The sequence below is a fragment of the Streptomyces sp. BRA346 genome (genome assembly GCF_052851135.1).
The window spans coordinates 15,130-40,982 of record NZ_JAIWIH010000018.1; the positions used below are offsets into that span (position 1 = coordinate 15,130).

Consider the following 25,853-nt stretch of genomic DNA (forward strand, 5'->3'; position numbering starts at 1 on the left):
GCATCCGTGTCCGGGATCTCAGACACCTGTATGAGAGGCTGAGGTCACCGTTTGGGAAGGAGGCCGGGGCGCCATGCGCGAGGACTATCAACAGCTGGTGGACGAGATCACCGCGACGCTCGGCGCGCCCGCGACCCTGGAGAACCGCGACTTCGCGCTGATCGCCTTCGGGGCGCAGGACAGCGACGACGCGGAGGAACCGACGCTGGACCCGGTCCGTACCCGCTCCATCCTCCAGCGTCGCTCCACGGCGGCGGTGCGGGCCTGGTTCGAGGCGTTCGGGATCGCCCGGGCGCAGGCCCCGCTGCGGATCCCGCCGGACCCGGGGGCCGGGGTCTTCATGGGCCGCATCTGCCTGCCGGTGCGGCACCGCGGCGTCGTCCACGGCTATGTCTGGCTGCTGGACGACGGCCACCTCTCCGACCTGGAGCTCGGCGGCCCCGCCGGGCCGCCCCCCGACCCGCGGCTGGTCCGGGCGATGGAGACCACGGCCCGGATCGGCGCCCTGCTGGCGGCCGAGGCGCGGGCCGGCGAGGAGCTGGGCGAGCTGCTGCGCGAACTGCTCACCGGCCCGCCGGCCACCCGCGACGCGGCCTGTTCGGGCCTGCACACCGCGCTGCGCGGAGCGGCCGACGGGCCGCTGGCCCTGGTCGCGGTCCTGCCGTGGGTGCCGGACACGGGCGAGGACGAGGACCATCCGCGCCTCCCGCATCTGCCGGGCATCGCCGCGGCCTGTGTGATCCCCGACGAGACGGCGCTGGCCGCCCTCGTCCGGCTGCGCGCCCCCACCTCCCTGGCCCCCGCCCGGGCCACCGCCGAACAGCTCCTCCGCTCGCCCCGCACGGCCGCCGCCGACAGCGCGCCGCCCGCCCATCCCCTCCACGCGCCCGGCGCCGCGGGGACGGCCCGGGCCGCCGATCCGCACGGCGCCGACCTCCCGTGCGGCGGCGGCCGGGAGAGCTCCGCCGGGGTCAGCGAGGCGCGGCGCGGGCTGGACGAGCTGCCCGCCGCCTGGCGCGAGGCGCTGGCCGCCGCCCGGGCCGCGCGGGCGGACGCCCGGCTCGACCCGATCGCGGAGTGGACGGCCATCGGCCCGTACCGGCTGCTGGCCACGCTCCCCCCGACCGCCCCCGACGCCGCCGTACGCCCCCTGCTGGAGCGCGCGCACGCGGAACTGGCCCGCACCGCCGAGACGTTCCTGGACTGCGCGGGCCAGGCGAGCCGTACCGCCCAGGTCCTCGGGATCCACCGGCAGACGCTCTACTACCGCCTCTCCCGGGTGCGCCAGCTCACCGGCCTGGACCTCGACGCGGGCGACGACCGGCTGCTCCTCCACATGGCCCTCAAGGCGGCCCGGCTCCGGTAGGGGCGGTGTTCAGCCGCAGAACTCCGCCTCGATGGCCGCCTGTTCGAGGGCGTCGTCGCCCCAGTCCCCGTTCTGGTTGAGCGTGATGACGTGTTCCCCGTCGGCGGTGGCCGCCGTTCGGCTCACCGCGCCGAGGATCTCGCCCGAGTGCCCCCAGACCGTCACGCCGCACGGCGTGAGCTTCTGCGACCTGATGCCGAGGCCGTAGGACTTGCCGTCGCCCAGGTCGCGCCCGGTGAACATCTCCTTCTGCTGGGCAGGGGGCAGTAGTTCGCCGCGTAGCAGGGCGCGGAAGAAGACGTTCAGATCGCGGGTGGTCGAGATGATCTCGCCCGAGGCTCCGGAGACCGACGGGTCGAACTGTGGGTCAAGCCACCGGGCGAACTGGACGGCTGCGCGGGGGCGGCGGGCGCGTTCTCGCCGACTACGCGTATGAGATGGCGGGCTGAGGGGGCCTCGTCGGATGCGCCGATCCGCGTACGGCCACACGGGCCGCGGTGCTGCGCGAGGCGGGCCCGACCCTCACATCCGGTCGATCTCGGTGAGGTCGATGTCGATGTCGAACGGGACCGTGAGCTTCAGCCGGTCGTGGTGGATGCCGGTGGGGACATAGGAGCCGGTCACCGGGTCCAGCTCGTAGACATGGACAACCGGATGGCGGCCCTTACCGTGCTCAACCAGCCAGAAGTGTCGGATCCCCGCCTCAGCGTAGAGCTGGGGCTTGCGGTTGTGATCGCGGGCTTGTGATTCTGGCGATACAACCTCCACCGCGAGGACGACATCGGCGACGTCGAAGCCCGTCTCCCGAGCCTCAGCAGTCACCGCCTCGGCCCGCACCACGGAGACATCGGGCTCGGGGCGGTTGCCGCTGTTGAGGGTGATCGTCATCTCGCGGCACACGCGCAGCGACTCTGGTACCGAGGCCCTGAGCCCGTTCTCCAGCAGAGTGATCGCCAGCGAATGAAAACGCCTCTGCGGGCTCACGAAAACGAGGCTCCCGTCGATCAGCTCAGTGTGCGGCGGGAGATCCGGAATACGGTCAAGGTCGTCTGCGGTGAAGCCGCCCGGGGGCGGAAACACCCAGGCCGGAAGCGGTTCAGCAGTCATGGTTACTCCCATGGACGAGATTCTTGCCGCGCAGCCCAGCCTAGCGGGCCGGAATGCCTGGGCCACCCCTCACACGGGTGACGGGCGGCCCCGGCGTTGACGATCGAGGTCAGCCGAGATGTACGGCGGCGGACGGGGCGCCGTGGGGGGACGTGTCGCGGGGCGGGCGCGGGGTGTTCATCAGGACCGCCACCACCACCGCTGCCGCCGTGAGGATCACCGACGACCAGACGAACGCGTGCGAGAAGCCCTCGACCAGTCCCTCCTTGGCGGTCTCCGGTGTCATGCGGCGGGCGTGCTCGCGCAGGTAGTCGGAGGTCGCGCTGGTGGCGATGGTGTTGAGCATCGCCGTGCCGATCGAACCGCCGATCTGCTGAGCCGTGTTCACCGTGGCGGAGGCGATGCCCGCGTCCTGCGGCCGCACGCCGTGGGTCGCGTAGTTCATCGAGGGGGCCATCACCAGGCCCATGCCGAAGCCGACGAGGAGTTCGGAGGGCAGCACGCCCGCCGCGTACGAGCTGGTGGCGTCCAGTGGGACCAGCAGCGCCACCCCGGTGGCCGCGATCAGCAGACCGGGCACCACCAGCGCCCGCGGCGGCACCTTGGGGATGAGGCGGGCCGCGACGCCGCCCGCGGCGGCCAGCACCGCCGCGGTCATCGGCAGGAAGGCCACGCCGGTGACCAGCGCCGAGTACCCCTTGACGATCTGCATGTAGTAGGTGAGGAAGAGGAACATCGCGAACATGCCGACCACCGACATGCCGACCGCCAGATAGGCGCTGCCCCGGGTACGGTCCGCGACCACCCGGATCGGCAGCAGCGGATGGGCGGCGCGCCGCTCCACCAGGGCGAAGGCGGCGAGCAGCACCACGCCCAGGATGAGCAGCCCGGTCACCAGCCGGGAGTCCCAGCCCTCGGACTCGGCCTCGCTGCACCCGTAGACCAGCGACACCAGACCGGCGACGGCCAGCAGCACTCCGGGGATGTCGAAGCGCGCCCGCTCCGCCGCGGGCCGGTCTGCGGGCAGGACGGACCAGCTGAAGGCCGCGAGGACGGCGATCGGCACGTTGACGTACAGGCACCAGCGCCAGTCCAGGTACTCGGTCAGCAGCCCGCCCAGGACCAGGCCGATCGCGCCGCCGCCCGCCGCGATCGCGCCGAAGATGCCGAACGCCTTGGCGCGCTCGCGCGCCTCGGTGAAGTTCACGGCCAGCAGCGACAGCGCCGACGGCGCGAGCAGCGCGGCGAAGACGCCCTGGAGCGCACGGGCGCCGAGGAGCATCCCGAGCCCCTGGGCGGCGCCGCCGAGCGCGGAGGCCCCGGCGAAGCCGATCAGCCCGACCAGGAAGGCGCGCTTGCGGCCGGTGTAGTCGGCGATCCGGCCGCCGAACAGCAGCAGGCCGCCGAAGGCCAGGGTGTACGCGGTGATGACCCACTGCCGGTCACCGGCGGAGATGCCCAGATCGCGCTGGGCGGACGGCAGGGCGATGTTCACGATGGTGATGTCGAGAACGATCATCAGCTGGGCGAGGCCGATGAAGAGCAGGGCGAGCCAGCGCCGGGGGTTGGCCTCCGACGATGGAGCGGCGGGCGCTATGGCTGAGGGCTCGGACATGAGGGTGCCTTTCTGAGGGTGCGTACGGACGTGATCAGTCGACGTCGGCACGGGCGTCGTCGATCACGCGCTCCCGGATGTGGGTGAAGGCGGCGGCGTCCACGGCCGGGCCGCCGAGGGCGGTGGTGGGCCGCGGGGAGCCGGTGGGGCGCAGCCCGTCCACGTACAGGTCGAGCTGGCGGTGGGCGAGGGCGTCGTCGTCCGGGATGCGGCCGCCGCCGGGCAACGGCCGCGTCAGCCGGATGATCATCAGGACGATGTCGCCGAAGACGACGTCGGGGCGGATCGCACCGGCCGCACGGCCGCGGGCGAGGAGGCGGTCGACGGTCCAGACGGGGTCGGCGGCGTCGCCGCGCATCCGGCCGAAGAGTTCGTCGGCGGTGTGGCCCAGCAGTGCCGGTACCACCGACCCGATCTTGAGGTCGAGGGCGGCGTGCATGAAGCGCCGCAGGGCGTCGGCCGGGTCGCCCTCCGTGGCGACGGCGTGCCGCGCGGCCTCGTCCACGGCGGTGAAGACCTCGGCGGCCACGCCTCGGAAGAGGTCGGGGCGGGTGGGGAACCGCCGGTAGAGGGTGGCGATGCCGACCCCGGCGCGCCGGGCGATCTCGTCGAGCGGGGCGTCCGGACCCTGATCGGCGAAGACCTCACGGGCGGCGCGCAGGATCTGCTCGCGGTTGCGGCGCGCGTCGGCGCGCATGGGGGGAGCGTCATCGGACACGGCGGGTCTCCTGCGGAGGGCATACACGGAGCTATGTGGAGAAAAATTCTCCACATAGCTGAGAGCGTAGCGCCGTTCGCCACCTTATTCAACACATGATGAAAAAGAACCCGCCGGGGAACCGAAAGGGCCCGGCCCCCGCGGGAAGCGGAGGCCGGGCCCTTGAAGACGCGCAGGCGCTACACGGCTCAGACCAGGTTGACCGAACGGGCCGACGTGGCGCCGATCTCCTCGGCGATCTCGGTGAGCACGCTCTGCGGAATCGTGTCGTCCACGGTCAGCGCGACCAGCGCGGCACCGCCCACCGCGGCACGCGAGACCTGCATGCCCGCGATGTTGATGCCCGCCTCGCCCAGGATGCGGCCGAGCGTGCCGACGACGCCCGGACGGTCCGTGTAGCGGAGGAAGGCCATGTGGTCGGCGAGCGCCAGGTCGACGTCGTACTCCCCGACCGCGACGATCTTCTGGAGGTTCTTGGGACCGGCCAGCGTGCCGGAGATCGAGACCTCGTCACCGTCGGCCAGGGTGCCGCGCACGGTCACCACGTTCCGGTGCTCGGTCGACTCCGAGCTGGTGGTCAGCCGCACCTCGACGCCGCGCTCCTGCGCGAACAGCGGGGCGTTCACGTAGCTCACGGTCTCGTCGACGATGTCCTCGAAGACGCCCTTGAGCGCGGACAGCTCCAGCACCTTGACGTCGTGCTGGGTGATCTCGCCGTACACCTCGACGTCGAGCCGGACGGCGACCTCGCCCGCGAGCGCGGTGAAGATCCGCCCCAGCTTCTCCGCCAGCGGCAGCCCGGGGCGTACGTCCTCGGCGATCACACCGCCCTGCACGTTCACCGCGTCCGGGACCAGCTCGCCCGCGAGGGCCAGCCGAACCGAGCGCGCGACCGCGATGCCCGCCTTCTCCTGGGCCTCGCCGGTGGAGGCGCCCAGGTGCGGGGTGGCGACCACGTTGTCGAACTCGAACAGCGGGGAGTCGGTGCACGGCTCCTTGGAGAACACGTCCAGACCGGCACCGGCCACCCGGCCCTCCTTGAGGGCCGCGGCCAGGGCCGTCTCGTCGACGATCCCGCCGCGGGCGGCGTTGACGATACGGACGTCCGGCTTGACCCGGCGCAGCGCCTCGTCGCCGATCAGGCCGACCGTCTCGGGGGTCTTGGGCAGGTGGACGGTGATGAAGTCCGAGACCTCGAGCAGCTCGTCGAGGGTGAGCAGCTTCACGCCCATCTGCGCGGCGCGCGCGGGCTGCACGTACGGGTCGTACGCGACGATCTTCATCCCGAAGGCGGACATGCGCTGGGCGACCAGCACGCCGATGCGGCCGAGGCCGACGACGCCGAGGGTCTTCTCGCTCAGCTCCACACCGGTGTACTTGCTGCGCTTCCACTCGCCGTTCTTCAGGGCGGCGTTCGCCTGCGGAATGTTGCGGGCGGTGGCGACCAGCAGGCCGCAGGCCAGCTCGGCGGCGGTGACGATGTTGGACGTCGGCGCGTTGACGACCATGACGCCCGCCTTGGTGGCGGCGGAGACGTCCACATTGTCCAGGCCGACGCCCGCGCGGGCGACCACCTTCAGCTTCTTCGCCGCGGCGATGGCTTCCGCGTCGACCTTGGTCGCGCTGCGGACGAGGATCGCGTCCACGTCGGCAAGGGCGGGAAGCAGTTCGTCTCGGTCCGCGCCGTTGCAGCTCCGGATCTCGAAGTCCGGGCCCAGGGCGTCGACCGTGGCGGGCGACAGCTCTTCGGCGATGAGTACGACAGGTTTACCGGGGGAAGCAGTGCTCACGTGGTCTTCAGTCCTCACTAGTCCTCAGCGGACGGCCGTCCCGACGGCCGCAGGCGGTGAAGGGTTCCAGCCGCGTGGGAGACGCACGACGCTGTGAGCCTGACGCGTTTGTTGCAGGAAAGTGTAGTAGCGCTCGGGCCTGTGTAATGCGCCAATGCGGCAGGATCACCCGCACGTGGTGGTGCGCGGCGGACAAAGCCGAACCGGGTGTGGCGGAGGTTCCAGGGAACCCCCGCCACACCCGGGGCACGGTCCGCCGCGCCGTCCGGGCGCTTACGCCTCGTCGTCGACCCAGCTCATGAGCTTGCGCAGCTCCTTGCCCGTGGTCTCCAGGAGGTGGTCCTCGTCCGCCTTCTTCAGCTCGTTGTACTTCGGCAGGCCGGCGTTGTACTCCGCCATCCAGTTCTTGGCGAAGGTGCCGTCCTGGATCTCGCCGAGGATCTTCTTCATCTCGGCCTTGGTGGAGTCGTTGATGATCCGCGGGCCGGAGACGTAGTCGCCCCACTCGGCGGTCTCGGAGATCGACCAGCGCATCTTCTCCAGGCCGCCCTCGTACATGAGGTCCACGATCAGCTTCAGCTCGTGGAGGCACTCGAAGTACGCGATCTCCGGCTGGTAGCCGGCCTCGGTCAGGGTCTCGAACCCGGCCTTGACCAGCGCCGCGGTGCCACCGCACAGCACCGCCTGCTCACCGAAGAGGTCGGTCTCGGTCTCCTCGGTGAAGGTGGTCTTGATGACCCCGGCCCGGGTGCCGCCGATGCCCTTGGCGTACGAGAGGGCGAGCGCGAAGGCGTTGCCCGTGGCGTCCTGCTCGACGGCCGCGATGCACGGCACGCCGCGGCCCTCCTCGTACTGGCGGCGGACCAGGTGGCCCGGGCCCTTGGGGGCGACCATGCAGACGTCGACGTTGGCCGACGGCTTGATGAAGTCGTACCGGATGTTGAGGCCGTGGCCGAAGAACAGCGCGTCGCCGTCCTTCAGGTTGTCCTTCACGGACTCCTCGTAGACCTTGGCCTGGATCGGGTCCGGGACCAGGATCATGATGACGTCGGCCTCGGCGGACGCCTCGGCGGGGCTCACCACGCGCAGACCCTGCTCCTCGGCCTTGGCCTTGGACTTGGAGCCCTCCTGGAGGCCGACGCGGACGTCGACGCCCGAGTCGCGCAGCGACAGCGCGTGGGCGTGGCCCTGGCTGCCGTAGCCAAGGATCGCGACCTTGCGGCCCTGGATGATGGACAGGTCGGCGTCGTCGTCGTAGAACAGCTCGGCCACTTCGGGATTCTCCTAGCGTGTGGGTTGTGCGTCCCACCGTATGACGGGCGGGCGGGTGAAGGTTCGGGGGTCTCGTCAGGCGGACCGGTCGAGCGCGCGCAGGCTCCGGTCGGTGATGGAGCGGGCGCCGCGCCCTATGGCGATCGTGCCGGACTGCACCAGCTCCTTGATGCCGTACGGTTCCAGCATCTTGAGCATGGCCTCGAGCTTGTCGCTGCTGCCGGTGGCCTCGATGGTCACGGCCTCCGGGGAGACGTCCACGGTCTTGGCGCGGAACAGCTGGACGATCTCGACGATCTGGGAGCGGGTCTCGTTGTCGGCGCGGACCTTCACGAGAACGAGTTCCCGCTGAATGGCCGAGCCGTCCTCCAGCTCCACGATCTTCAGGACGTTGACGAGCTTGTTGAGCTGCTTGGTGACCTGCTCCAGCGGGAGCTCCTCGACATTGACCACGATGGTGATGCGGGAGATGTCGGGGTGCTCGGTGACGCCCACGGCGAGCGAGTCGATGTTGAAGCCGCGGCGGGAGAACAGGGCGGCGATCCGGGCGAGGATGCCGGGGGTGTTCTCCACCAGGACGGAGAGCGTGTGCTTGGACATGCGGTGCGTCTCTCTTCTTCTCTCGGCCCCGGGCCTCAGTCGTCTTCGCTGTCGCCGAAGTCCGGGCGGGTGTCGCGCGCCGCCAGGATCTCGTCGTTGGAGGTGCCGGCCGCGACCATCGGCCAGACCATGGCGTCCTCGTGGACGATGAAGTCCACGACCACCGGCCGGTCGTTGATCGCGTTGGCCTTCTCGATCACGGCGTCGAGGTCGGCCGGGTCCTCGCAGCGGATGCCGATGCAGCCCATGGCCTCGGCGAGCTTCACGAAGTCCGGGACCCTGGTGCCCGCGCTCGGCTGGGCGGTGTCCGCCCCCGGGCCGGAGTGCAGCACGGTGTTGGAGTAGCGCTGGTTGTAGAACAGGGTCTGCCACTGGCGGACCATGCCCAGCGCGCCGTTGTTGATGATCGCGACCTTGATCGGGATGTTGTTCAGCGCGCAGGTGACCAGCTCCTGGTTGGTCATCTGGAAGCAGCCGTCCCCGTCGATCGCCCAGACCGTGCGGTCCTCCGCACCGGCCTTGGCGCCCATGGCCGCCGGGACGGCGTAGCCCATGGTCCCGGCGCCGCCGGAGTTCAGCCAGGTCGCGGGCTTCTCGTACTGGATGAAGTGGGCGGCCCACATCTGGTGCTGGCCGACGCCCGCGGCGAAGACCGTGCCCTCCGGGGCCAGCTCGCCGATCCGCTGGATGACCTGCTGCGGCGACAGGCTGCCGTCCTCGGGCAGGTCATAGCCGAGCGGGTAGGTCTCGCGCCACCGGTTCAGGTCCTCCCACCAGCCGGTGTAGTCGCCGGTGTGGCCCGCGTCGTGCTCGGCCTGGACCGCGACGACCAGATCCGCGATGACCTCGCGGGCGTCACCGACGATCGGCACGTCGGCGGCGCGGTTCTTGCCGATCTCCGCCGGGTCGATGTCCGCGTGCACGATCTTGGCGAACGGGGCGAACGAATCGAGCTTGCCGGTGACCCGGTCGTCGAAGCGCGCGCCGAGCGCCACGATCAGGTCCGCCTTCTGGAGGCTGGTGACGGCGGCGACGGTGCCGTGCATGCCCGGCATGCCGAGGTGGAGGGGGTGGCTGTCGGGGAAGGCCCCGAGCCCCATCAGGGTGGTGGTGACCGGCGCCCCGGTCAGCTCGGCCAGCACCCGCAGCTCGGCGGTGGCGTGCGCCTTGAGGACGCCGCCGCCCACGTACAGCACCGGGCGCTCGGCCTGGCTGATCAGGCGGGCGGCCTCGCGGATCTGCTTGGCGTGCGGCTTGGTCACCGGGCGGTAGCCGGGCAGGTCGGTCTGCGGCGGCCAGGAGAAGGTGGTCTTCGCCTGGAGCGCGTCCTTGGCGATGTCGACCAGGACCGGGCCGGGGCGGCCGGTGGCGGCGATGTGGAACGCCTCGGCGATCGTGCGCGGGATGTCCTCGGCCTTGGTGACCAGGAAGTTGTGCTTGGTGATCGGCATCGTGATGCCGCAGATGTCCGCCTCCTGGAAGGCGTCCGTGCCGATCGCCTTGGAGGCCACCTGGCCGGTGATCGCGACGATCGGCACCGAGTCCATGTGGGCGTCGGCGATCGGGGTGACCAGGTTGGTGGCGCCGGGTCCTGAGGTCGCCATGCAGACGCCGACCTTGCCGGTGGCCTGGGCGTAACCGGTGGCGGCGTGGCCCGCACCCTGCTCGTGGCGGACGAGTACGTGCTTGACCTTCGAGGAGTCCATCATCGGGTCGTACGCGGGGAGGATCGCACCGCCGGGAATTCCGAAGACGGTGTCGGCGCCCACCTCCTCGAGCGAGCGGATGAGGGACTGCGCGCCCGTGACGTGCTCGACGGTGGCGGACTGCGGTCCGCCGTTACGGGCCCGCGGCTGGGGATGATGGGCCCCGGAGGCCTGCTCGGTCATCGGCATTCTCTTCTCGAATGAGGTGTGATGCGGGGAGGAAGGCGGTGCACAGGCGTCAGTGCAACAAAAAACCCCTCGTGCCGTGAGGCAAGCGAGGGGAGCGCGCCGGAGAGGGTCCGCAGGTCTTCAACATGAGCCTGCTCAGCCGACGCGCTGTCCAAGTACGAGAATTCGGGTGCGCATGGCTCCGACCCTCCCCCCCGCGCGTATCAGGTGTCAAGTGGGTGGGACAGGAGTCTCAGTATTTGAGCGGGTCGGTGGGTGGGTGTGCGCCGCCTCCGGGCGGCGGGGCCCATGCCCGCCGTAACCGCCGTGGCGCACCGGCAGCCCGCCTCCGACCAGCACCGGAGCGTCCGAGCGCGGTACCGGATAGCTGCCGCGGGTCAGCGCCCGGCGCAGCCGGTGCTCGTCCAGCGGCCCGCTGAAGGCCATGCCCTGGGCGTGGGTGCACCCCATGCCGCGCAGGGTCACCAGCTGCTCGGGCAGGTCCACGCCCTCCGCGATGGACTGCATCCCGAGGTCGCCGCCGATCCTCAGCAGCCCTGAGGTGATCTTGTGCAGCCGGGACGACTCCACCACCCCCTCGACCAGCCCCTGGTCCAGCTTGAGCACATCGATGGGGAGCCTGCGCAGCGCCCGGATCGCGGCATAGCCGCTGCCGAACCCGTCGAGGGCGATCCGCACCCCCAGTCGGCGCAGCGCGCCGAGGCGGTGCTCCAGCTCGTCCAGCGGCACCCGGGGGTCGCTGTCGGTCAGCTCCAGGATCAGCGCACCGGACGGCAGGCCGTGCCGGGCGAGCAGGGTTTCGACGGCCTTGGGCGGCATCGACTTGTCGACCAGCCGCCCGGCGGGCAGCCGTACGCAGACGGGGAGCACATGGCCGTCGCGGCGGCGCTGGGCGGCCTGTTCGACGGCGGCCTCCAGCGTCCAGCGGGTCAGCTCGGCGGTGCGGGCGCCTTCCTCACCGGCGCGGCCGTGGTCGCCGCCGCGCCCGTTGTTGTCGGCGACCCTCAGGAACTCGGCCGGGGTGAACAGGATGCCCTGGGCCGAGCGCCAGCGGGGCTGCGCCGCGACGGCGGTGATCCGGCCGGTCGCCAGCTCCACGACGGGCTGGTGCAGCAGCACGAACTCGCCGTCGTGCAGGGCGGCGCGCAGCCGCGTCTGGACTTGGGCGCGGCGCGCCACCTCGGCCTGCATCTGCGGGGCGTACAGCTCGACCCGGTTCTTCCCGGCGGCCTTGGCCCGGTACATGGCCAGGTCGGCGTTGCGCATCAGGGCGCCGGGGCTGGTGCCGGGCTCGGCGAAGGCGACGCCGATGCTGGCGGCAACCCGCACCTCGGTGCCGCCCTCCACCCGGTAGGGCTGGGAGAGCCGGGCCCGCAGCCGGTCGGCGATCTCCAGGATGCGGCATTCGCGGGTGCTGGTGTCATCCGCGCCGTCGCCCACGATGAGGGCGGCGAACTCGTCGCCCCCGAGCCGGGCGGCGCAGTCGCCGGAACCGGACCGCACGGACTCCTGGAGCCGGCGGGCGGCCTGGACCAGCAGCTCGTCGCCCGCCTGGTGGCCGACGGTGTCGTTGACGGCCTTGAAGCCGTCGAGGTCGATGAAGAGCACGGCGGTGCCCGCGTCGGTGCGGCGGCGCCCGCCGACCGCGTGCCGGACCCGCTTGGTGAACAGGGCGCGGTTGGGCAGGTCGGTGAGCGGGTCGTGCTCGGCGCTGTGCTGGAGCTGGGCTTGGAGCCGCACCCGCTCGGTGACATCCCGGCTGTTGAAGATCAGGCCGCCGTGGTGGCGGTTGACCGTCGACTCCACGTTGAGCCAGTCGCCGGAGCCGGAGCGGAAGCGGCACTCGATACGGGTGGTGGGCTCCTCGCACGGCGACGCGGCCAGGAACCGGCGCACCTCGTGGACCACCGGGCCCAGGTCCTCGGGGTGGATGAGCGAGGCCAGTTCCGAGCCCTCCAGCTCGCCCGCGTCCCGCCCGTAGACGCCGGAGGCGGCCGGGCTGACGTACCGCAGGATGCCGGTGGGCGCGGCGATCATGATCACATCGCTGGAGCTCTGCACCAGGGAGCGGAAGTGGTTCTCCGCCTGCGCCAGCTCCTGGGTGAGCGCGATGTTGTCCATCAGCATGATCGCCTGCCGGACGAGGAGGGCGAGCACGACCGCGCAGGCGGTGAAGAGCACCACCCCGTCGACCGGGCGGCCGTCCATCACGTTGAACAGGATGCCCAGGGTGCAGACGGCCGCGGCGAGATACGGCGCCAGGGCGGCGAAGGCACCCGCGGTGGGACGGCTCCGCCCCTCGGGGCGGCGCGCCGCGGGCGGCGGGGTCTCGGCGGCGTCCCGCCGGGCCACCCAGGGCGCGTACGCCAGCAACATCGACCCGGCGAACCAGCCCGCGTCCAGGATCTGGCCGGAGCGGTAGTGGTCGTGCAGCAGCGGCGAGGTGAACAGCGCGTCGCACAGCACGGTCAGGGCGAACGCGCCGATCGCGGTGTTGACCGCCGGTCGGCTGGCCGACGACGAGCGCCGGAAGTGCAGCACGATCACCATGCTGACCAGCACGATGTCCAGCAGCGGATAGGCGAGCGAGAAGGCCCTGCGGGCCACGCTCCCGGCGTCCCCGCCGAACGGCCCGGTGTGGGCGAGCGCGAGACTCCAGGACAGGGTCATCAGGGATCCGGCGATCAGCCAGGCGTCCAGCCCCAGGCAGATCCACCCGGCCCGGTTCTCCGGGCGCTTGGCGAGCACCAGCATCCCCACGATCGCGGGCGGCGCGAAGAGGAGGAAGCAGACGTCGGCGAACGAGGGGGTGGGCACGGGACGGCCCAGCACCACCTCGTACCAGCCCCAGGCGCCGTTGCCCAGCGCGGTCATGGCGGACGAGGCCGCGAACAGCAGCCAGGCCGGGCGCATCCGCCCGGAGTTTCGGCGCCCGTGCCACAGACAGGACGCGGCGGCGGCGAGGGCGGCCGCGGCGAGGCCGAAGTCGCCCATGAAGACGGCGAGTTCGGACGATCCCCAGCCGAGCACCGCGCCCACCGCGTATCCACCGCAGACCAGGGCCAGGACGACCTGCGGCAGCAGCCGGGCGCCGCCGGAGACCGCCGGGCGGGCGAGCACCGCTCCAGTGGCGCTCACCGCACTGCCGCCCGTCGCACGAAGGGGCGCGGCTCGGCGAGCCGTATCCCCATGAGCTTCGTCATCGAGAGCCGCGCGGCTGCGCGGAAAAGTCGCGGTCGACGCCTGAGCTGCGTCGGGTCGTTGGTCCATTGGCCATACATCGCCCGTCGCCCCCCTCGAGTTCCGGTCCATCGCTGACGCCGTCAGGTCATTGGCGCAGCCCCCGCTCGGGACGATACACCAGACTGGTCACTCAGGGACATAGACCATCTACTCACCGTAATCGACTACGGCGTTGTATATACGGAGTGCAGTCAATCGATGCCTGTATGTACTGCCAGGGGCATGTTGCCCCCTCGTCTACCCCGTGGTCATCATGAGATGTTCCAGCGGCTCGCCCGCGGCGAACCGGTGCAGCTGGTCGCGCAACAGCCGCTTGGCGCGGGGCAGGAAGGCCGACGAGGGACCGCCCACGTGCGGGGTGATGAGCACTCCTGGAGCGTGCCACAGCGGATGCCCGGCGGGCAGTGGTTCGGGGTCGGTCACATCCAGCGCGGCCCGCAGCCGGCCGCTCTCCACCTCGGTGAGGAGCGCCTTGGTGTCCACCACCGCGCCCCGTGCGACGTTCACCAACAGCGCTCCGTCCTTCATCTTCGCCAGGAAGTCCGCTCCGACCAGCCCCCGGGTCCGGTCGGTCAGCGGGGTCACCAGGACAACGACGTCGGCGTCCGGAAGCAGTTGAGGCAAGGCGTCGATCGGGTGCACCGGACCGCGCTCGGTCGTACGCGGGGAGCGTGCGACGCGCGCCACCCGCTCGCACTCGAAGGGTTCGAGCCGGTCCTCGATCGCGCTGCCGATCGAGCCGTACCCGACGATCAGAACGGACTTGTCGGCGAGCGCCGGACGGAATCCTGGGGTCCACTCCCCGGCGTCCTGGGCGCGGACGAAGGTGGGGATGTCGCGCAGCGAGGCGAGGATCAGGGTCAGGGCCAGCTCGGCGGTGCTCGCGTTGTGCAGCCCGCGGGCGTTGCACAGCTGCACATCGGGGACAACACGTGACATGGCGGGCAGCAGGCTGTCTATGCCCGCGGTGAGCGTCTGGATCACCCGCAGGCCCGTCATGGCCTCCAGCGGACGGGCCAGCACCTCGGGGCTCTTCATGTACGGCGCGCAGTAGAAGGCGACGCGTGCGGGGTCCGTGGGGTAGTCGGGGCCGCCGTCCCAGTGGGCGTACTCCAGGTTCTCGGGCAGGCCCTCGATCTCGTCCGGCGCGATGGGCAGCCAGGCGAGGGGGCGGGCCGAGTCTCCGGGCGTGGCATGAGACGAATCGTGGTGCCGGAACGTATCGCTGTCATCTGCACTCATGCCAGGAGGCTATGCGAAGTGAGGCTCTCCGCAGAGGTTAGTTTGGTGCGAGAAACGGGAGGGGTCAGTCCAGGTGGAGCGCAGGACAATCGGAGCGGCGGCGCTCGAAGTGGGTGCGATCGGCCTTGGATGCATGCCCATGAGCTGGGCGTACACCGCTTCGCAGCGCAACGGCGAGCACTCGCTGCGCGCCGTGCACACCGCGCTCGACCTGGGCGCGAACCTGCTCGACACCGCCGACATGTACGGGCCCTTCACCAATGAACTGCTGGTGGGCCGGGCGCTCAAGGAGCGGCGCGCGGACGCCTTCGTGTCCACCAAGTGCGGACTGCTGGTCGGTGAGCAGCACATCGTGGCCAACGGGCGGCCCGGCTATGTGAAGCGGGCGTGCGACGCCTCGCTGCGGCGGCTCCAGACCGATGTGATCGATCTCTACCAGCTGCACCGGGCCGACCCCGAGGTTCCGATAGAGGAGACCTGGGGCGCGATGGCGGAGCTGGTCGCGGCGGGAAAGGTACGGGCGCTGGGGCTGTGCGCGGTGGGGGCGCGGGCCCAGCGGCGGGCCGGGGCCCGGATGCACGACGCGACGGTGCGCCAGCTGGAGCGGGTGCAGCAGGTCTTCCCGGTGAGCTGTGTGCAGGCGGAGCTGTCGGTGTGGTCACCCGAGGCGCTGGAGGCGCTGGTGCCGTGGTGTGCCTCGCGCGGGGTGGGCTTCCTGGCGGCGATGCCGCTGGGCAACGGCTTCCTGAGCGGGACGCTGACGCCGGGGCAGGGGTTCGAGCCGGAGGACATGCGGGCCCGGCACCCGCGCTTCACGGCGGAGATGATGGCGGCGAACCAGCCCATCGTGGCCGGGCTGCGGCGGGTGGCGCGGCGGCACGGGGAGTCGGTGACGGCGGCTCAGGTGGCGCTGGCGTGGCTGCTGGCCCAGGGGCCGCACGTGGTGCCGGTGCCGGGGACCAAGCGGGAGGACTGGGCGGCGGAGAACGCCGCGGCGGCGGAGGTGATGCTGACGGCCGAGGACCTGGCCGAGATCGCGACGCTGCCGCCCGCCCGGGGGTCGTGGGACTGAAGGGGCCCAGGTGGTGTTTTGGGGCACGTGGGCTCCGGATCCGGGAAGGGAACCCGCCGCGGAGCCGCGGTGTATAAGAATCAGTGCCGTGCCGCGGCACACGTGCCCCACCGAGAGGAACCCGACCGTGCGACGTCCTCGCATCACTCCCGCCCTCGCCGCCCCCGCCCTCGCCGCCACCGCCGCCCTGCTGCTGCTCACCGGCTGCTCGACCGGCGACGGTCGGTCCCCCTTCGAGCGGTCGAGTTCGCCCGCGCCCGGGAAGGAGGGGTCCACGGGCGGCTCCCCGTCGTCGGCGGCGCCCTCGGGCAGCGAGTCGGCCGCGCCGAAGAAGGGGTCGGCCAAGGTGGCGAGTCTGCTCACCACCAACCTGAAATCGCCCTGGGGGGTGGCCCCGCTGCCGGGTGGGGACCTGCTGGTGTCCTCCCGGGACACCGGGAGGATCTTCAAGATCGCGGCGGACAGCGGGAAGCAGACCGAGCTGGGGTCCGTGCCCGGCGTCTCCCCCGCGGGCGAGGGCGGTCTGCTGGGGCTGGCGGTCTCCTCCGACTTCGGCACGGACCACATGGTGTACGCGTACTTCACCACCGACTCGGACAACCGCATCGTGCGGATGGTGTACGACGACAAGCGCCCCTCGGGCGATCAGCTGGGCGCCCCGGACACGATCTTCAAGGGCATCCCCAAGGGCGCGATCCACAACGGGGGCCGGATCGCCTTCGGCCCCGACAAGATGCTCTACGCGGGCACGGGCGAGAGCGGTGAGCGGGGGCTCGCCCAGGACAAGGACTCGTTCGGCGGCAAGATCCTGCGGATGACCCCGGACGGTGAACCGGCGCACGGCAATCCGTCGGCCGATTCGGTCGTCTACTCCTACGGCCACCGCAATGTGCAGGGGCTGGCCTGGGACGCCCGGAAGCGGCTGTGGGCATCGGAATTCGGCCAGGACACCTGGGACGAGCTGAATCTGATCCAACCGGGCAAGAACTACGGCTGGCCGGAGGCGGAGGGCAAGGCCGGGAAGAAGGGGTTCGTCGATCCGGTCGAGCAGTGGAAGCCCGAGGACGCTTCGCCGAGCGGCATCGCGTTCGCCAAGGGCTCCCTCTGGATGGCGGGGCTGCGCGGTGAGCGGCTGTGGCGGATTCCGCTGCGGGGCACCAAGCCGGTGGCCGAGCCACAGGCGTTCTTCACCGGGAAGTACGGGCGGCTGCGCACCGTGGTCGCCACGGACGACGGGGGGCTGTGGTTGGTCACGAGCAATACGGACGGGCGGGGTGACCCGGGCAAGGACGATGACCGGATCCTGCGGCTGGACATCAGCTGACGCGGGCGGGTCCGGCCCCTTTTCGGGCGGTCTGCTTACACTGGCCCCAGTCCCACACCTACGGGGGTCGCCATGTTCAACCTCATCGAGGAGTTGTTCGCGCCCGGTCGCAAGCACACCGAAGAGGAGCGCAACCGGCTGGAGTTCACGCTGGAGGACGTCGGCGACGGCGACCCCCCGTGGAAGGGGCCGATAGACCTCGACTCCGGCCACGTGGTGATCCGCCCCCGCGAGGGCTGACGATCCCGGAGGGCGCGCCTTACGGCACGGGCGTGCGGGCCGTGTCCTCCTCGGGCGCGCGCGGCCTGGGCACGGGCAGCGGCCGCTGATCCGGGTCCGGATCCGGATCCGGCGCCTCGATGCTGATGCGCGGCAGCATCCGCTCCAGCCAGCCCGGCAGCCACCAGTTGGCGCCGCCGAGCAGATGCATCAGGGCGGGCACCAGCAGCGTGCGGAGGACGAAGGCGTCCAGGGCGACCGCGGCCGCCAGCCCGATACCGAACATGGCGATGATCCGGTCGCCGCTGAGCACGAACGCCGAGAAGACGGCGATCATGATGACGGCCGCGGAGTTGATGACCCGGCTGGTCTCGGCGAGGCCCACTCGGACCGCGACCCGGTTGTCGCGGGTGTGCTGCCACTCCTCGTACATCCGGCTGACCAGGAACACCTGATAGTCCATGGAGAGCCCGAAGAGCACCGACACCATGATCACCGGCAGGAAGGGCTCGATCGGGCCCGCCCTGCCGAGCCCCAGCGGCTCGCTCCCCCAGCCCCACTGGAAGACCGCGACCACGACGCCGAAGGAAGCGGCGACGGCGGCCACATTCATGACCGCCGCCTTGACCGGGATACCGATGCTGCGGAACGCGAGCAGCAACAGCACACATCCCAGCGCCACCACCACTCCCACGAACAGCGGCAGCTTGGAGACGATCACCGCCGCGAAGTCGTCGTAGCCCGCGGTCAGCCCGCCGACGTACACCCGCAGCGAGGTGCCCGCCCCGGCCTTCGGCAGGACGTCGGTGCGCAGGCGCTCGACGAGTCCCGAGGTGTCGGGCGACTGCGGGGCGGTGGTGGGCACGACCGTGATCACGCCGGTGTCGCCCCTGCCGCCGAGGTCCGCGGCGCTCACCGAGGCAACGCCCTCGGTGGTGCGCAGGGTGGTGGTCAGCCGGGTGAAGGCCATCCGGTCCTCGGCGCCGTCGATGCTGCCGATGAGCGTCAGCGGTCCGTTGAAGCCGGGCCCGAACCCCTCGGCGAGCAGGTCGTACGCCTGCCGGGTGGTCGAGGTCTCGGGGTTGTTGCCCTGGTCGGAGGTGCCGAGCCGGAGCGAGAGGGTGGGCAGGGCGAGGGCCAGCATGACGGCGACGGCGACCCCGCCCAGCACCTTGGGGTGGCGTTCCACGAAGGACGCCCAGCGGGTGGCGAGGCCGGGCGCCGTACTGGTCCGCGGCCCGTCCTCGGCCAGCCGTCGGCGTTCGCGGCGGCTGAGGGCCCGCATCCCCATCAGCCCGAGCAGCGCGGGCAGCAGGGTGATGGAGGCGGCGACGGTGAGCGCGACGGTCAGCGCGGCGGCGACCGCGACGCCGTTCAGGAAGCTCAGCCGCAGCACCAGCATGCCGAGCAGGGCCAGGCACACGGTCGCGCCCGCGAAGATCACCGCGCGGCCCGAGGTGGTCACCGCGCGCTGTGCGGCCTCGGCGACCGGCAGCCCCTGCCGCAGCCCCCGGCGGTGCCGGGTGACGATGAACAGGGCGTAGTCGATGCCGACGCCGAGCCCGATCAGCATGCCGAGCATGGGCGCGAAGTCGGCGACGTTCATGGCGTGGCCGAGCAGCCCGATCGCCGCGTACGCGGTGCCGACGCCGACGAGCGCGGTGGCGATCGGCAGCAGGGTCGCCGCGAGCGAGCCGAAGGCGAGGAAGAGGACGACGGCGGCCACGGCGACGCCGATGGCCTCGCTGAGATGGGCGGGCCCGGCCGTCTCGGTGAGCCCGGCGCCCGCGCCGCCCATCTCGATCTCCAGCCCGGGCACGGCGGCCGAGCGCGCGGTGTCCAGGACCCGGCGCACCTCGTCCTTGCCCAGGTCGGCGGCGGGTTCGCGGAAGACGACGGTGGCGTAGGCGGTGTGCTGGTCGGCGCTGATGCGGCTGGTGTCGTCGGTGCCGTACGGACCGGTGACGGAGACGACGCCGGGCAGGTCGGCGACGCGCCCCAGCGCCGCCGTCATCCGCCGCTCGACGTCCGCGGAGCGCACGCTTCCGGTCCGGTCGGCGGTGTGCCACACGATGGTGTCGGTGTCCCCGGCCCGGTCCGGGAACCGCTGCTCCAGCAGGTGCGAGACCGTGGAGGATTCGGTGCCGGGGATGTCGTAGTCGTTGGAGTACGCGGATCCGGCCACGGCCGCCGCGGTCGCGACCCCCGCGAAGGCGGCCAGCCACAGCACGATCACGACGGCGCTGCGTCTGATACACCATCGTGCGAGTGCGGCCATGGCCTGCTTTCCGGTCTGTGCACCAAGTGCGGCGTGATGTGCTTGTGACCAAAGCACTGTGCCAGCCGGAAAAGATCCTTTGTCCCCTTTGTGGGCTTCACCACATCCGGAGTGACTGCCTCCGATCACCGTCGGTTCAGACCCGCTCAGCCGCTGACCGAGGGGCGCCCGTTCTCGATGTGCCCGGTCAGGCGGCGGTGGAAGGAGGCGTCGCCCTCGGCCGACAGCACCAGGTCGTACCAGCCGCGGCCCTCCTTCGCCGAGAACTCCACGGCCTTCGTCGAGCCCGCCCGCACGCTCACCCTCAGCTGCCGCGCGTCCGCGTCCGCCACATAGGCGCGCGGGCGCACGGTGACCTCGATCGTGCGCTCCCCCTTGTTGGTGATGGCGAGCGTCAGCTGCCGACGGCGGCCGTCGATGCCGCCGCGCACCCGCAGCCCGGCCGCGGCGCCGTCGGCCGTGCCCCGGAACGCGCGGCGGAAGCCGTTCGGCCCGGTGACGACGAAGTCATACGCCCCGTCCCGCACCGGAACGTCCCAGGTGGACAGGGTGCCGGGCGCCAGGTCGCGGTGCTGGGGCGCCTCGTACTCGCCCGCGTACGGGAAGAGGATGGCGTGCGCGCTGCGCACCCCGGCGTTGGCGAGCGCCAGCCGCATCACCCCCGCCCGCGGCTCGAACACGCCGGACACCTCCGGCTGATACGGCAGCGGGCGGGCCGGGCGCCGGCCCTCCTCCTGCCGCGGCATCCGCTGGTCGGCGGGCGGCCGCGGCGTCCAGTGCTCGCGGTCCGCCGGGGGCGGCCCCGGGTGGCGCAGGGGCTGCGGGGCGGCGGCACTGCCGAAGGCGAAGGCGCCGGTCAGATCGCCGCACACGGTCCGACGCCACGCGGAGATGTTCGGCACCTCAATGCCCAGCCACTTCTCCAGGAAGCGGTTGGCAGAGGTGTGGTCGAACAGCTCGGAGCAGACATAGCCGCCGACCGTCCAGGGCGAGATCACCAGCATCGGCACCCGCATCCCCAGGCCCAGCGGCCGTCCCTGCCACCACTCCTCGGCCACGTCGGCGGGCGGGTTGGGCGGCACCACGTGGTCGAAGAAGCCGTCGTTCTCGTCGTAGGTGAGGAAGACCGCGGTCTTGCGCCACACCTCGGGGTGGGCGGCGAGCGCGTCCAGCACCGCGTACGTCACGGTGGCGCTGTGCGCGGGGGTGGAGACATCGGGGTGCTCGGAGTCCAGGGGGGAGGGCACCAGGTACGACACCGCGGGCAGCCGCCCGGCCGCCACGTCGGCGCGGAACGCCTCCTCGAAGCCGCCCTCCGGGGCCCGGCGCAAGCCCCGCTCGAACAGCCGCCGTTCGTCGTCCGTCAGCTGCTCCAGGCCCGCTTCCAGCCCGTCGAGGAGCCGTCGCCGCTCCGCGCCGGACGCTTCCCGCACCTTGGTGTAGAACGCGTTCGTGCTGGTGAAGCCCAGCCTGGCCAGCGCCTTGCGGGCCACGGCCTTGAACGGCCGGTAGAACTCGATGTTGTTGTCCTGGAAGTTGTCCCACTCCTGGTAGACCTTCCAGCTCACCCCGGCCCGCTCCAGCACCTCGGGGGTGGTGGTCCAGTCGTAGCCGGGGTGGGTGTCCTCCTCGTACGCCTCGTTGCCGACCGCGCGCCCACCGCCCGGTCCGGGCTCGTAGCCGGTGGTGCCGCTGACCCAGTAGTTCCGGTTGGGGCTGGTGGAGGAGTGGATGGCGGAGTGGTACGCGTCGCAGATGGTGAACGTGTCCGCCAGCTCGTAGTGGAACGGGATGTCCGCGCGGTCGAAGTGGACCATGGTGGCCGGGGACTTGGCGGCGATCCAGTTGTCCATCCAGCCGCCGTGCCACGCCTTCGCGCCGCCGTCCCACGAGTGGTCGAGCTGGCCCACGAACCGCAGGTCCTCGCGCTGCGCCTCGGCCGCCTCGCGCGCCCCGAACGGCAGGACGTGGCCGCCGCCCGGCTTCGGCTGTGCGAAGACGCTCTGCCCGCCGGGCAGGGTGACGGCGCCCGGGTCGGCATAGCCGCGGACGCCCCGGAGCGTGCCGAAGTAGTGATCGAAGGAACGGTTCTCCTGCATCAGCAGGACCACGTGCTCGATGGCGTCGAGACCGCCGGGCGGCGGGGTCGGGTACGCGGCGAGGGCGGCCTGGAGCGACGGCGGCAGCAGCGACCCCGCCGCGGCCGCGCCCGTCGCCCCGGCACCGAGTGCGACCAGCCTCCGGCGTGCGATGTCCGATGCCACCTGTGCCTCCCCTGTCCGTGTGCGTCCGCCCGGGAAGCTAACAAGGGCAGGTGGCCGGTGAACATCCGCGGCGTGACGGCGGCATGGCAGCCCGGCTCGGAGGTCGGCCGGGATCAGAGCAAAGCGGGATCAGCGCGCAGCCGGGCCCAGCGGAAAATGGCAGGCCACCGCGTGCCCCGGCGCGGCCGGTTCGGCGGGCATCGGCTCCTCGCGCGCAGAGGTCCCGGGCCTGCGGGCAGCGGGTGCAGAACCGGCAGCCGGAGGGCGGGTCGGCGGCGGACGGCGTCTCCCCGCCGAGCGGCGCCACCGAAGGCCGTACGCCCGCGCCGTCGCCCGGATCGACATGGTCCGCCGTGTCCAGCAGGCCACGGGTGTACGGGTGGAGGGGCGAGGCGAACACGTACGGGAACCCACGGATGTTAACCACCAAAGGCCCGCTGTGACAGCGTCTTCATTCGGCCAACGCATGCCACCGCATAGGGTGAGCGCGGACCGACCGGAAGCGAGGCAGCATGGCACCCACCACCTCCCGAGGCCGTCGCCTGCGGATCGGTATCGGCGGCATGCACATCGAGTCCAGCACCTTCAGCCCGCACCGCGCCGCCTACGACGACTTCCGGGTCACCCGCGGCGACGAGCTGCTGGCCCGCTACGGCTGGACCCGTCCGGACGGCGACCTCGCCGACCTCGTCGAATGGGTGCCGCTGGTGCATGCCGTCTCGCTCCCCGGCGGGCCCGTCGACCCCGCCACGTACGCCCGTATCAAGGCCGAACTCACCGACCGCATCCGCGCGGCCGGTCCCCTCGACGGGCTGGTGTACGACATCCACGGCGCGATGAGCGTCGTCGGCCTGGAGGACGCCGAGGGCGACCTCACCGACGCCGTACGGGAGGCCATCGGGCCCGACGCGATGATCTCCGCCGCCATGGATCTGCACGGCAACGTCTCACGCCGCTTCGCCGACCGCCTCGACCTGCTCACCGCGCACCGGCTCGCCCCGCACGAGGACGCGTGGGAGACGCGCGAACGCGCCGCCCGCAAACTCGTCGAACGCCTCGTCTCCGGCAAGGGCCGCCCCCACGTGGCCTGGGTGCAGATCCCGGTGCTGCTGCCCGGCGAGAAGACCAGCACCCGGCTGGAGCCCGCCACCTCGCTCTACGGGCGGCTGGCCGCCGTCGAGGCGCTGGACGGCGTCGTGGACGCGGCCATCTGGGTCGGCTACGCCTGGGCCGACGAACCGCGCTGCCGGGCCACCGTGGTCGTCACCGGCGACGACCCCGCGCTCGTCGTCGACCAAGCGCGGTCGCTGGCCCGCGAGTACTGGGAGGTGCGGCGCGACTTCGCCTTCGTCGGCCCCACCGGCAGCGCCGACGCCTGCATCGCCGACGCCCTCGCCTCGCCCGACCGCCCCTTCCTCATCAGCGACTCCGGCGACAACCCGACGGCGGGCGGGGCCGGTGACCTCGCGTACATGCTGCGCCGCCTGCTCGCCCACGACGACCTGGCCGCCGGTCGTGCCACCGCCCTCCACTCCGGCATCACCGACCCGGCGGCGGTCGCCCGGTGCGTGGCCGCTGGGCGCGGTGCGACGGTCGCGGTTGCGGTCGGCGGCCACTTCAGCGGTGCCGCGGCGCACGGCGGCCCGTACGACCTCGTCGGCGAGGTGGTCTCTTTGCGGCGGGACGACGAGGTGGGCGGCGACCTCGCGGCGGTGCGGTGCGGTGGGGTGACCGTGATCCTGACCAGTCGGCGGAAGCCGTTCCATCGGCTGGCCGACTTCGGGGAGCTGGATCCGCGGACGTACGACCTGGTCGTGGTGAAGATCGGCTACCTGGAGCCGGAGCTGTACGAGATGGCGGCGGACTGGCGCCTCGCGCTGACCCCGGGGGGCGTCGACCAGGACCTCCTGCGGCTCGGCCATCGGCGGGTGGTGCGCCCGCTGTACCCGTTCGATACGGAGATGCCGGAACCGGACCTGACGCCGATCCTGCTGTAGCGCCTGCGGCGGCTGTGTTCCCCACCCCGCCCCTTCCCGAAACCGGGGCTCCGCCCCGGACCCCGCTCCTCAAACGCCGGAGGGGCTGGGATATCCCGGCCGGGGCTGGATATTGGACCCGTTGTGGGCCATCGTTCCGCGGAGGGGGCACCTCCCAGCGGTAGCTGGGGGAGGAACGGGTGGGCACAACCCGGCCACCGGGCCGCACCCGGCAACGAAACCCGAGGGGCACCGGCGCAGCCCGCACCCACCCACCGGGCCGCGCCCCGCTACGAAGCCCAAAACACGACGGCGGCGGGGTGCGGCCCCGCACCCCGCCGCCGACCGCATCCAGCGGAAAGCGCCTCAGCCCTCGACGCCCAGCTTCTCCAGGATCAGCTCGCGCACGCGCGCCGCGTCCGCCTGGCCGCGGGTGGCCTTCATGACGGCACCGACCAGCGCACCGGCCGCCGCGACCTTGCCGCCGCGGATCTTGTCGGCGATGGCCGCGTTACCGGCGATCGCCTCGTCCACGGCCGTCCCCAACGCCCCCTCGTCCGAGACGACCTTCAGGCCGCGGGCGGCCACGACCTGATCGGGGTCGCCCTCACCCGCCAGCACGCCCTCAATCGTCTGGCGGGCCAGCTTGTCGTTGAGGGAGCCCTCGTCGACCAGGGCGCACACCCGGGCGACCTGGACGGGGGTGATGGGGAGGGCGGCGAGCTCGACGCCCTCCTCGTTGGCGCGGCGGGCCAGCTCGCCCATCCACCACTTGCGCGCAGCACCCGCATCCGCACCCGCGTCGATCGTCGCGGTGATCAGCTCAATGGCACCCGCGTTGAGGACGGACTGCATCTCGTGCTGCGAGATGCCCCACTCCTCCCGCAGCCGGGTGCGCCGCACCCGCGGCAGCTCCGGAAGCGTGGCGCGCAGCTGCTCGACCCACTCGCGCGACGGCGCGACGGGCACGAGGTCGGGCTCGGGGAAGTACCGGTAGTCCTCGGCCTCCTCCTTGACCCGGCCGGACGTCGTGGAGCCGTCCTCCTCGTGGAAGTGACGGGTCTCCTGGATGATCGTCCCGCCATCGCTCAGCACCGCCGCGTGGCGCTGGATCTCGAAGCGGGCGGCGCGCTCGACGGACCGCAGCGAGTTGACGTTCTTCGTCTCGGAGCGGGTGCCGAACTTGTCGGCGCCGTGCGGCCGCAGCGACAGGTTCACGTCGCACCGCATCTGGCCCATCTCCATGCGCGCCTCGGAGACCCCGAGCGCCTTGATGAGCTCGCGCAGCTCGGCGACGTACGCCCGGGCGACCTCGGGGGCCTTCTCCCCGGCTCCGACGATCGGCTTGGTGACGATCTCGATGAGCGGGATCCCGGCCCGGTTGTAGTCCAGGAGGGAGTGCGAGGCGCCGTGGATGCGGCCCGTCGCGCCACCCACGTGGGTGGACTTGCCGGTGTCCTCCTCCATGTGGGCGCGCTCGATCTCGACGCGGAAGATCTCGCCGTCGACCTCGACGTCCAGATAGCCGTTGAAGGCGATCGGCTCGTCGTACTGCGAGGTCTGGAAGTTCTTCGGCATGTCCGGATAGAAGTAGTTCTTCCGGGCGAAGCGGCACCATTCGGCGATCTCGCAGTTCAGCGCGAGACCGATCTTGATGGCGGACTCGACGCCGGTCGCGTTGACGACGGGCAGCGAGCCGGGCAGGCCGAGGCAGGTGGGGCAGGTCTGCGAGTTGGCGTCGGCGCCCAGCGACGTCGAACACCCGCAGAACATCTTGGTCTTGGTGCCGAGTTCGACATGGACCTCGAGCCCCATCACGGGCTCGTAGGCGGCCAGGGCGTCCTCGTACGACACCAGTTCAGTGACGGTCAC

Annotated in this window: 19 protein-coding genes; 5 read left to right on the forward strand and 14 right to left on the reverse strand. The window is 71.7% G+C overall.

Going from position 1 to position 25,853, the window contains the following annotated elements:
- Positions 1–73: 73 nt before the first annotated feature.
- Entirely contained in the window at positions 74–1,366 is a 1,293-nt protein-coding gene (locus tag LCH29_RS21295; RefSeq protein ID WP_446463337.1) for a PucR family transcriptional regulator, read from the forward strand.
- A gap of 9 nt (positions 1,367–1,375) precedes the next feature.
- On the opposite strand, the gene LCH29_RS21300 is transcribed toward LCH29_RS21295, so the two are convergent.
- From LCH29_RS21300 to LCH29_RS21345, 10 genes are all read right to left on the reverse strand, one after another.
- Positions 1,376–1,855, reverse strand: coding sequence for a serine hydrolase (locus LCH29_RS21300; protein ID WP_446463338.1), 480 nt, complete (start codon positions 1,853–1,855; stop codon positions 1,376–1,378).
- Between the two features lie 33 nt (positions 1,856–1,888).
- Positions 1,889–2,473 (reverse strand): Uma2 family endonuclease, encoded by a 585-nt coding sequence (locus tag LCH29_RS21305; protein ID WP_446463339.1) that lies wholly within the window; start codon positions 2,471–2,473, stop codon positions 1,889–1,891.
- 109 nt (positions 2,474–2,582) lie between these two features.
- Positions 2,583–4,088 (reverse strand): MFS transporter, encoded by a 1,506-nt coding sequence (locus tag LCH29_RS21310; protein WP_446463340.1) that lies wholly within the window; start codon positions 4,086–4,088, stop codon positions 2,583–2,585.
- A 34-nt stretch (positions 4,089–4,122) separates the two neighbouring features.
- Positions 4,123–4,785, reverse strand: a complete 663-nt coding sequence (locus LCH29_RS21315; protein WP_446463341.1) for a TetR/AcrR family transcriptional regulator — start codon at positions 4,783–4,785, stop codon at positions 4,123–4,125.
- Between the two features lie 209 nt (positions 4,786–4,994).
- Positions 4,995–6,596 carry a phosphoglycerate dehydrogenase gene (gene serA, locus LCH29_RS21320; RefSeq protein WP_123107773.1) on the reverse strand — a complete coding sequence of 534 codons (1,602 nt, stop codon included), beginning with the start codon at positions 6,594–6,596 and terminating at the stop codon, positions 4,995–4,997.
- Positions 6,597–6,869: 273 nt separating this feature from the next.
- On the reverse strand, positions 6,870–7,868 hold the full coding sequence (ilvC, locus tag LCH29_RS21325) for a ketol-acid reductoisomerase (RefSeq protein WP_446463342.1): 999 nt from the start codon (positions 7,866–7,868) through the stop codon (positions 6,870–6,872).
- A gap of 75 nt (positions 7,869–7,943) precedes the next feature.
- On the reverse strand, positions 7,944–8,468 hold the full coding sequence (gene ilvN / locus LCH29_RS21330) for an acetolactate synthase small subunit (RefSeq protein ID WP_044569623.1): 525 nt from the start codon (positions 8,466–8,468) through the stop codon (positions 7,944–7,946).
- 35 nt (positions 8,469–8,503) lie between these two features.
- Complete coding sequence (locus LCH29_RS21335) at positions 8,504–10,363, reverse strand: acetolactate synthase large subunit (RefSeq protein WP_446463343.1); 1,860 nt, start codon at positions 10,361–10,363, stop codon at positions 8,504–8,506.
- Positions 10,364–10,573: 210 nt separating this feature from the next.
- Positions 10,574–13,501, reverse strand: coding sequence for a putative bifunctional diguanylate cyclase/phosphodiesterase (locus LCH29_RS21340; RefSeq protein ID WP_446463344.1), 2,928 nt, complete (start codon positions 13,499–13,501; stop codon positions 10,574–10,576).
- Between the two features lie 342 nt (positions 13,502–13,843).
- A complete protein-coding gene (locus tag LCH29_RS21345; RefSeq protein WP_446463345.1) occupies positions 13,844–14,848 on the reverse strand; it encodes a 2-hydroxyacid dehydrogenase in 1,005 nt (334 codons plus the stop codon).
- Positions 14,849–14,921: 73 nt separating this feature from the next.
- On the opposite strand from LCH29_RS21345, the gene LCH29_RS21350 reads away from it, so the two are divergent.
- From LCH29_RS21350 to LCH29_RS21360, 3 genes are all read left to right on the forward strand, one after another.
- Complete coding sequence (locus LCH29_RS21350; protein WP_446463346.1) at positions 14,922–15,920, forward strand: aldo/keto reductase; 999 nt, start codon at positions 14,922–14,924, stop codon at positions 15,918–15,920.
- A 127-nt stretch (positions 15,921–16,047) separates the two neighbouring features.
- Positions 16,048–17,244 carry a PQQ-dependent sugar dehydrogenase gene (locus LCH29_RS21355; protein WP_446463347.1) on the forward strand — a complete coding sequence of 399 codons (1,197 nt, stop codon included), beginning with the start codon at positions 16,048–16,050 and terminating at the stop codon, positions 17,242–17,244.
- Positions 17,245–17,316: 72 nt separating this feature from the next.
- Entirely contained in the window at positions 17,317–17,484 is a 168-nt protein-coding gene (locus tag LCH29_RS21360) for a DUF6191 domain-containing protein (RefSeq protein ID WP_446463348.1), read from the forward strand.
- Positions 17,485–17,503: 19 nt separating this feature from the next.
- Here LCH29_RS21360 and LCH29_RS21365 read toward each other — a convergent pair whose 3' ends face one another.
- The 3 genes from LCH29_RS21365 to LCH29_RS21375 form a co-directional block, all read right to left on the reverse strand.
- Positions 17,504–19,741: an MMPL family transporter gene (locus LCH29_RS21365; protein ID WP_446463349.1), complete on the reverse strand. Its 2,238-nt coding sequence runs from the start codon at positions 19,739–19,741 to the stop codon at positions 17,504–17,506.
- A 146-nt stretch (positions 19,742–19,887) separates the two neighbouring features.
- Positions 19,888–22,005 carry a phosphocholine-specific phospholipase C gene (locus LCH29_RS21370; RefSeq protein WP_446463350.1) on the reverse strand — a complete coding sequence of 706 codons (2,118 nt, stop codon included), beginning with the start codon at positions 22,003–22,005 and terminating at the stop codon, positions 19,888–19,890.
- Between the two features lie 37 nt (positions 22,006–22,042).
- Positions 22,043–22,432 carry an oligopeptide/dipeptide ABC transporter ATP-binding protein gene (locus tag LCH29_RS21375; RefSeq protein WP_446463351.1) on the reverse strand — a complete coding sequence of 130 codons (390 nt, stop codon included), beginning with the start codon at positions 22,430–22,432 and terminating at the stop codon, positions 22,043–22,045.
- A gap of 85 nt (positions 22,433–22,517) precedes the next feature.
- Here LCH29_RS21375 and LCH29_RS21380 point away from each other — a divergent pair, with 85 nt between their 5' ends.
- The gene (locus LCH29_RS21380) at positions 22,518–24,002 is read left to right on the forward strand and encodes a M81 family metallopeptidase (RefSeq protein ID WP_446463352.1); all 1,485 of its coding nucleotides are present in this window, start codon (positions 22,518–22,520) and stop codon (positions 24,000–24,002) included.
- A gap of 345 nt (positions 24,003–24,347) precedes the next feature.
- Here the strand turns inward: LCH29_RS21380 and gatB are convergent, their stop codons facing one another.
- A complete protein-coding gene (gene gatB, locus LCH29_RS21385) occupies positions 24,348–25,853 on the reverse strand; it encodes an Asp-tRNA(Asn)/Glu-tRNA(Gln) amidotransferase subunit GatB (RefSeq protein ID WP_446463353.1) in 1,506 nt (501 codons plus the stop codon).

What these genes read in the sequence shown, in the direction of transcription:
- LCH29_RS21295 (WP_446463337.1), top strand. Translation starts at nt 74, where the DNA reads ATGCGCGAGGACTATCAACAGCTGGTGGACGAGATCACCGCGACGCTC.
- LCH29_RS21365 (WP_446463349.1), bottom strand. Translation starts at nt 19,741, where the DNA reads ATGGCCGCACTCGCACGATGGTGTATCAGACGCAGCGCCGTCGTGATC.
- LCH29_RS21345 (WP_446463345.1), bottom strand. Translation starts at nt 14,848, where the DNA reads ATGAGTGCAGATGACAGCGATACGTTCCGGCACCACGATTCGTCTCAT.
- ilvN (WP_044569623.1), bottom strand. Translation starts at nt 8,468, where the DNA reads ATGTCCAAGCACACGCTCTCCGTCCTGGTGGAGAACACCCCCGGCATC.
- LCH29_RS21335 (WP_446463343.1), bottom strand. Translation starts at nt 10,363, where the DNA reads ATGCCGATGACCGAGCAGGCCTCCGGGGCCCATCATCCCCAGCCGCGG.
- LCH29_RS21315 (WP_446463341.1), bottom strand. Translation starts at nt 4,785, where the DNA reads ATGCGCGCCGACGCGCGCCGCAACCGCGAGCAGATCCTGCGCGCCGCC.
- LCH29_RS21380 (WP_446463352.1), top strand. Translation starts at nt 22,518, where the DNA reads ATGGCACCCACCACCTCCCGAGGCCGTCGCCTGCGGATCGGTATCGGC.
- LCH29_RS21360 (WP_446463348.1), top strand. Translation starts at nt 17,317, where the DNA reads ATGTTCAACCTCATCGAGGAGTTGTTCGCGCCCGGTCGCAAGCACACC.
- LCH29_RS21310 (WP_446463340.1), bottom strand. Translation starts at nt 4,088, where the DNA reads ATGTCCGAGCCCTCAGCCATAGCGCCCGCCGCTCCATCGTCGGAGGCC.
- LCH29_RS21305 (WP_446463339.1), bottom strand. Translation starts at nt 2,473, where the DNA reads ATGACTGCTGAACCGCTTCCGGCCTGGGTGTTTCCGCCCCCGGGCGGC.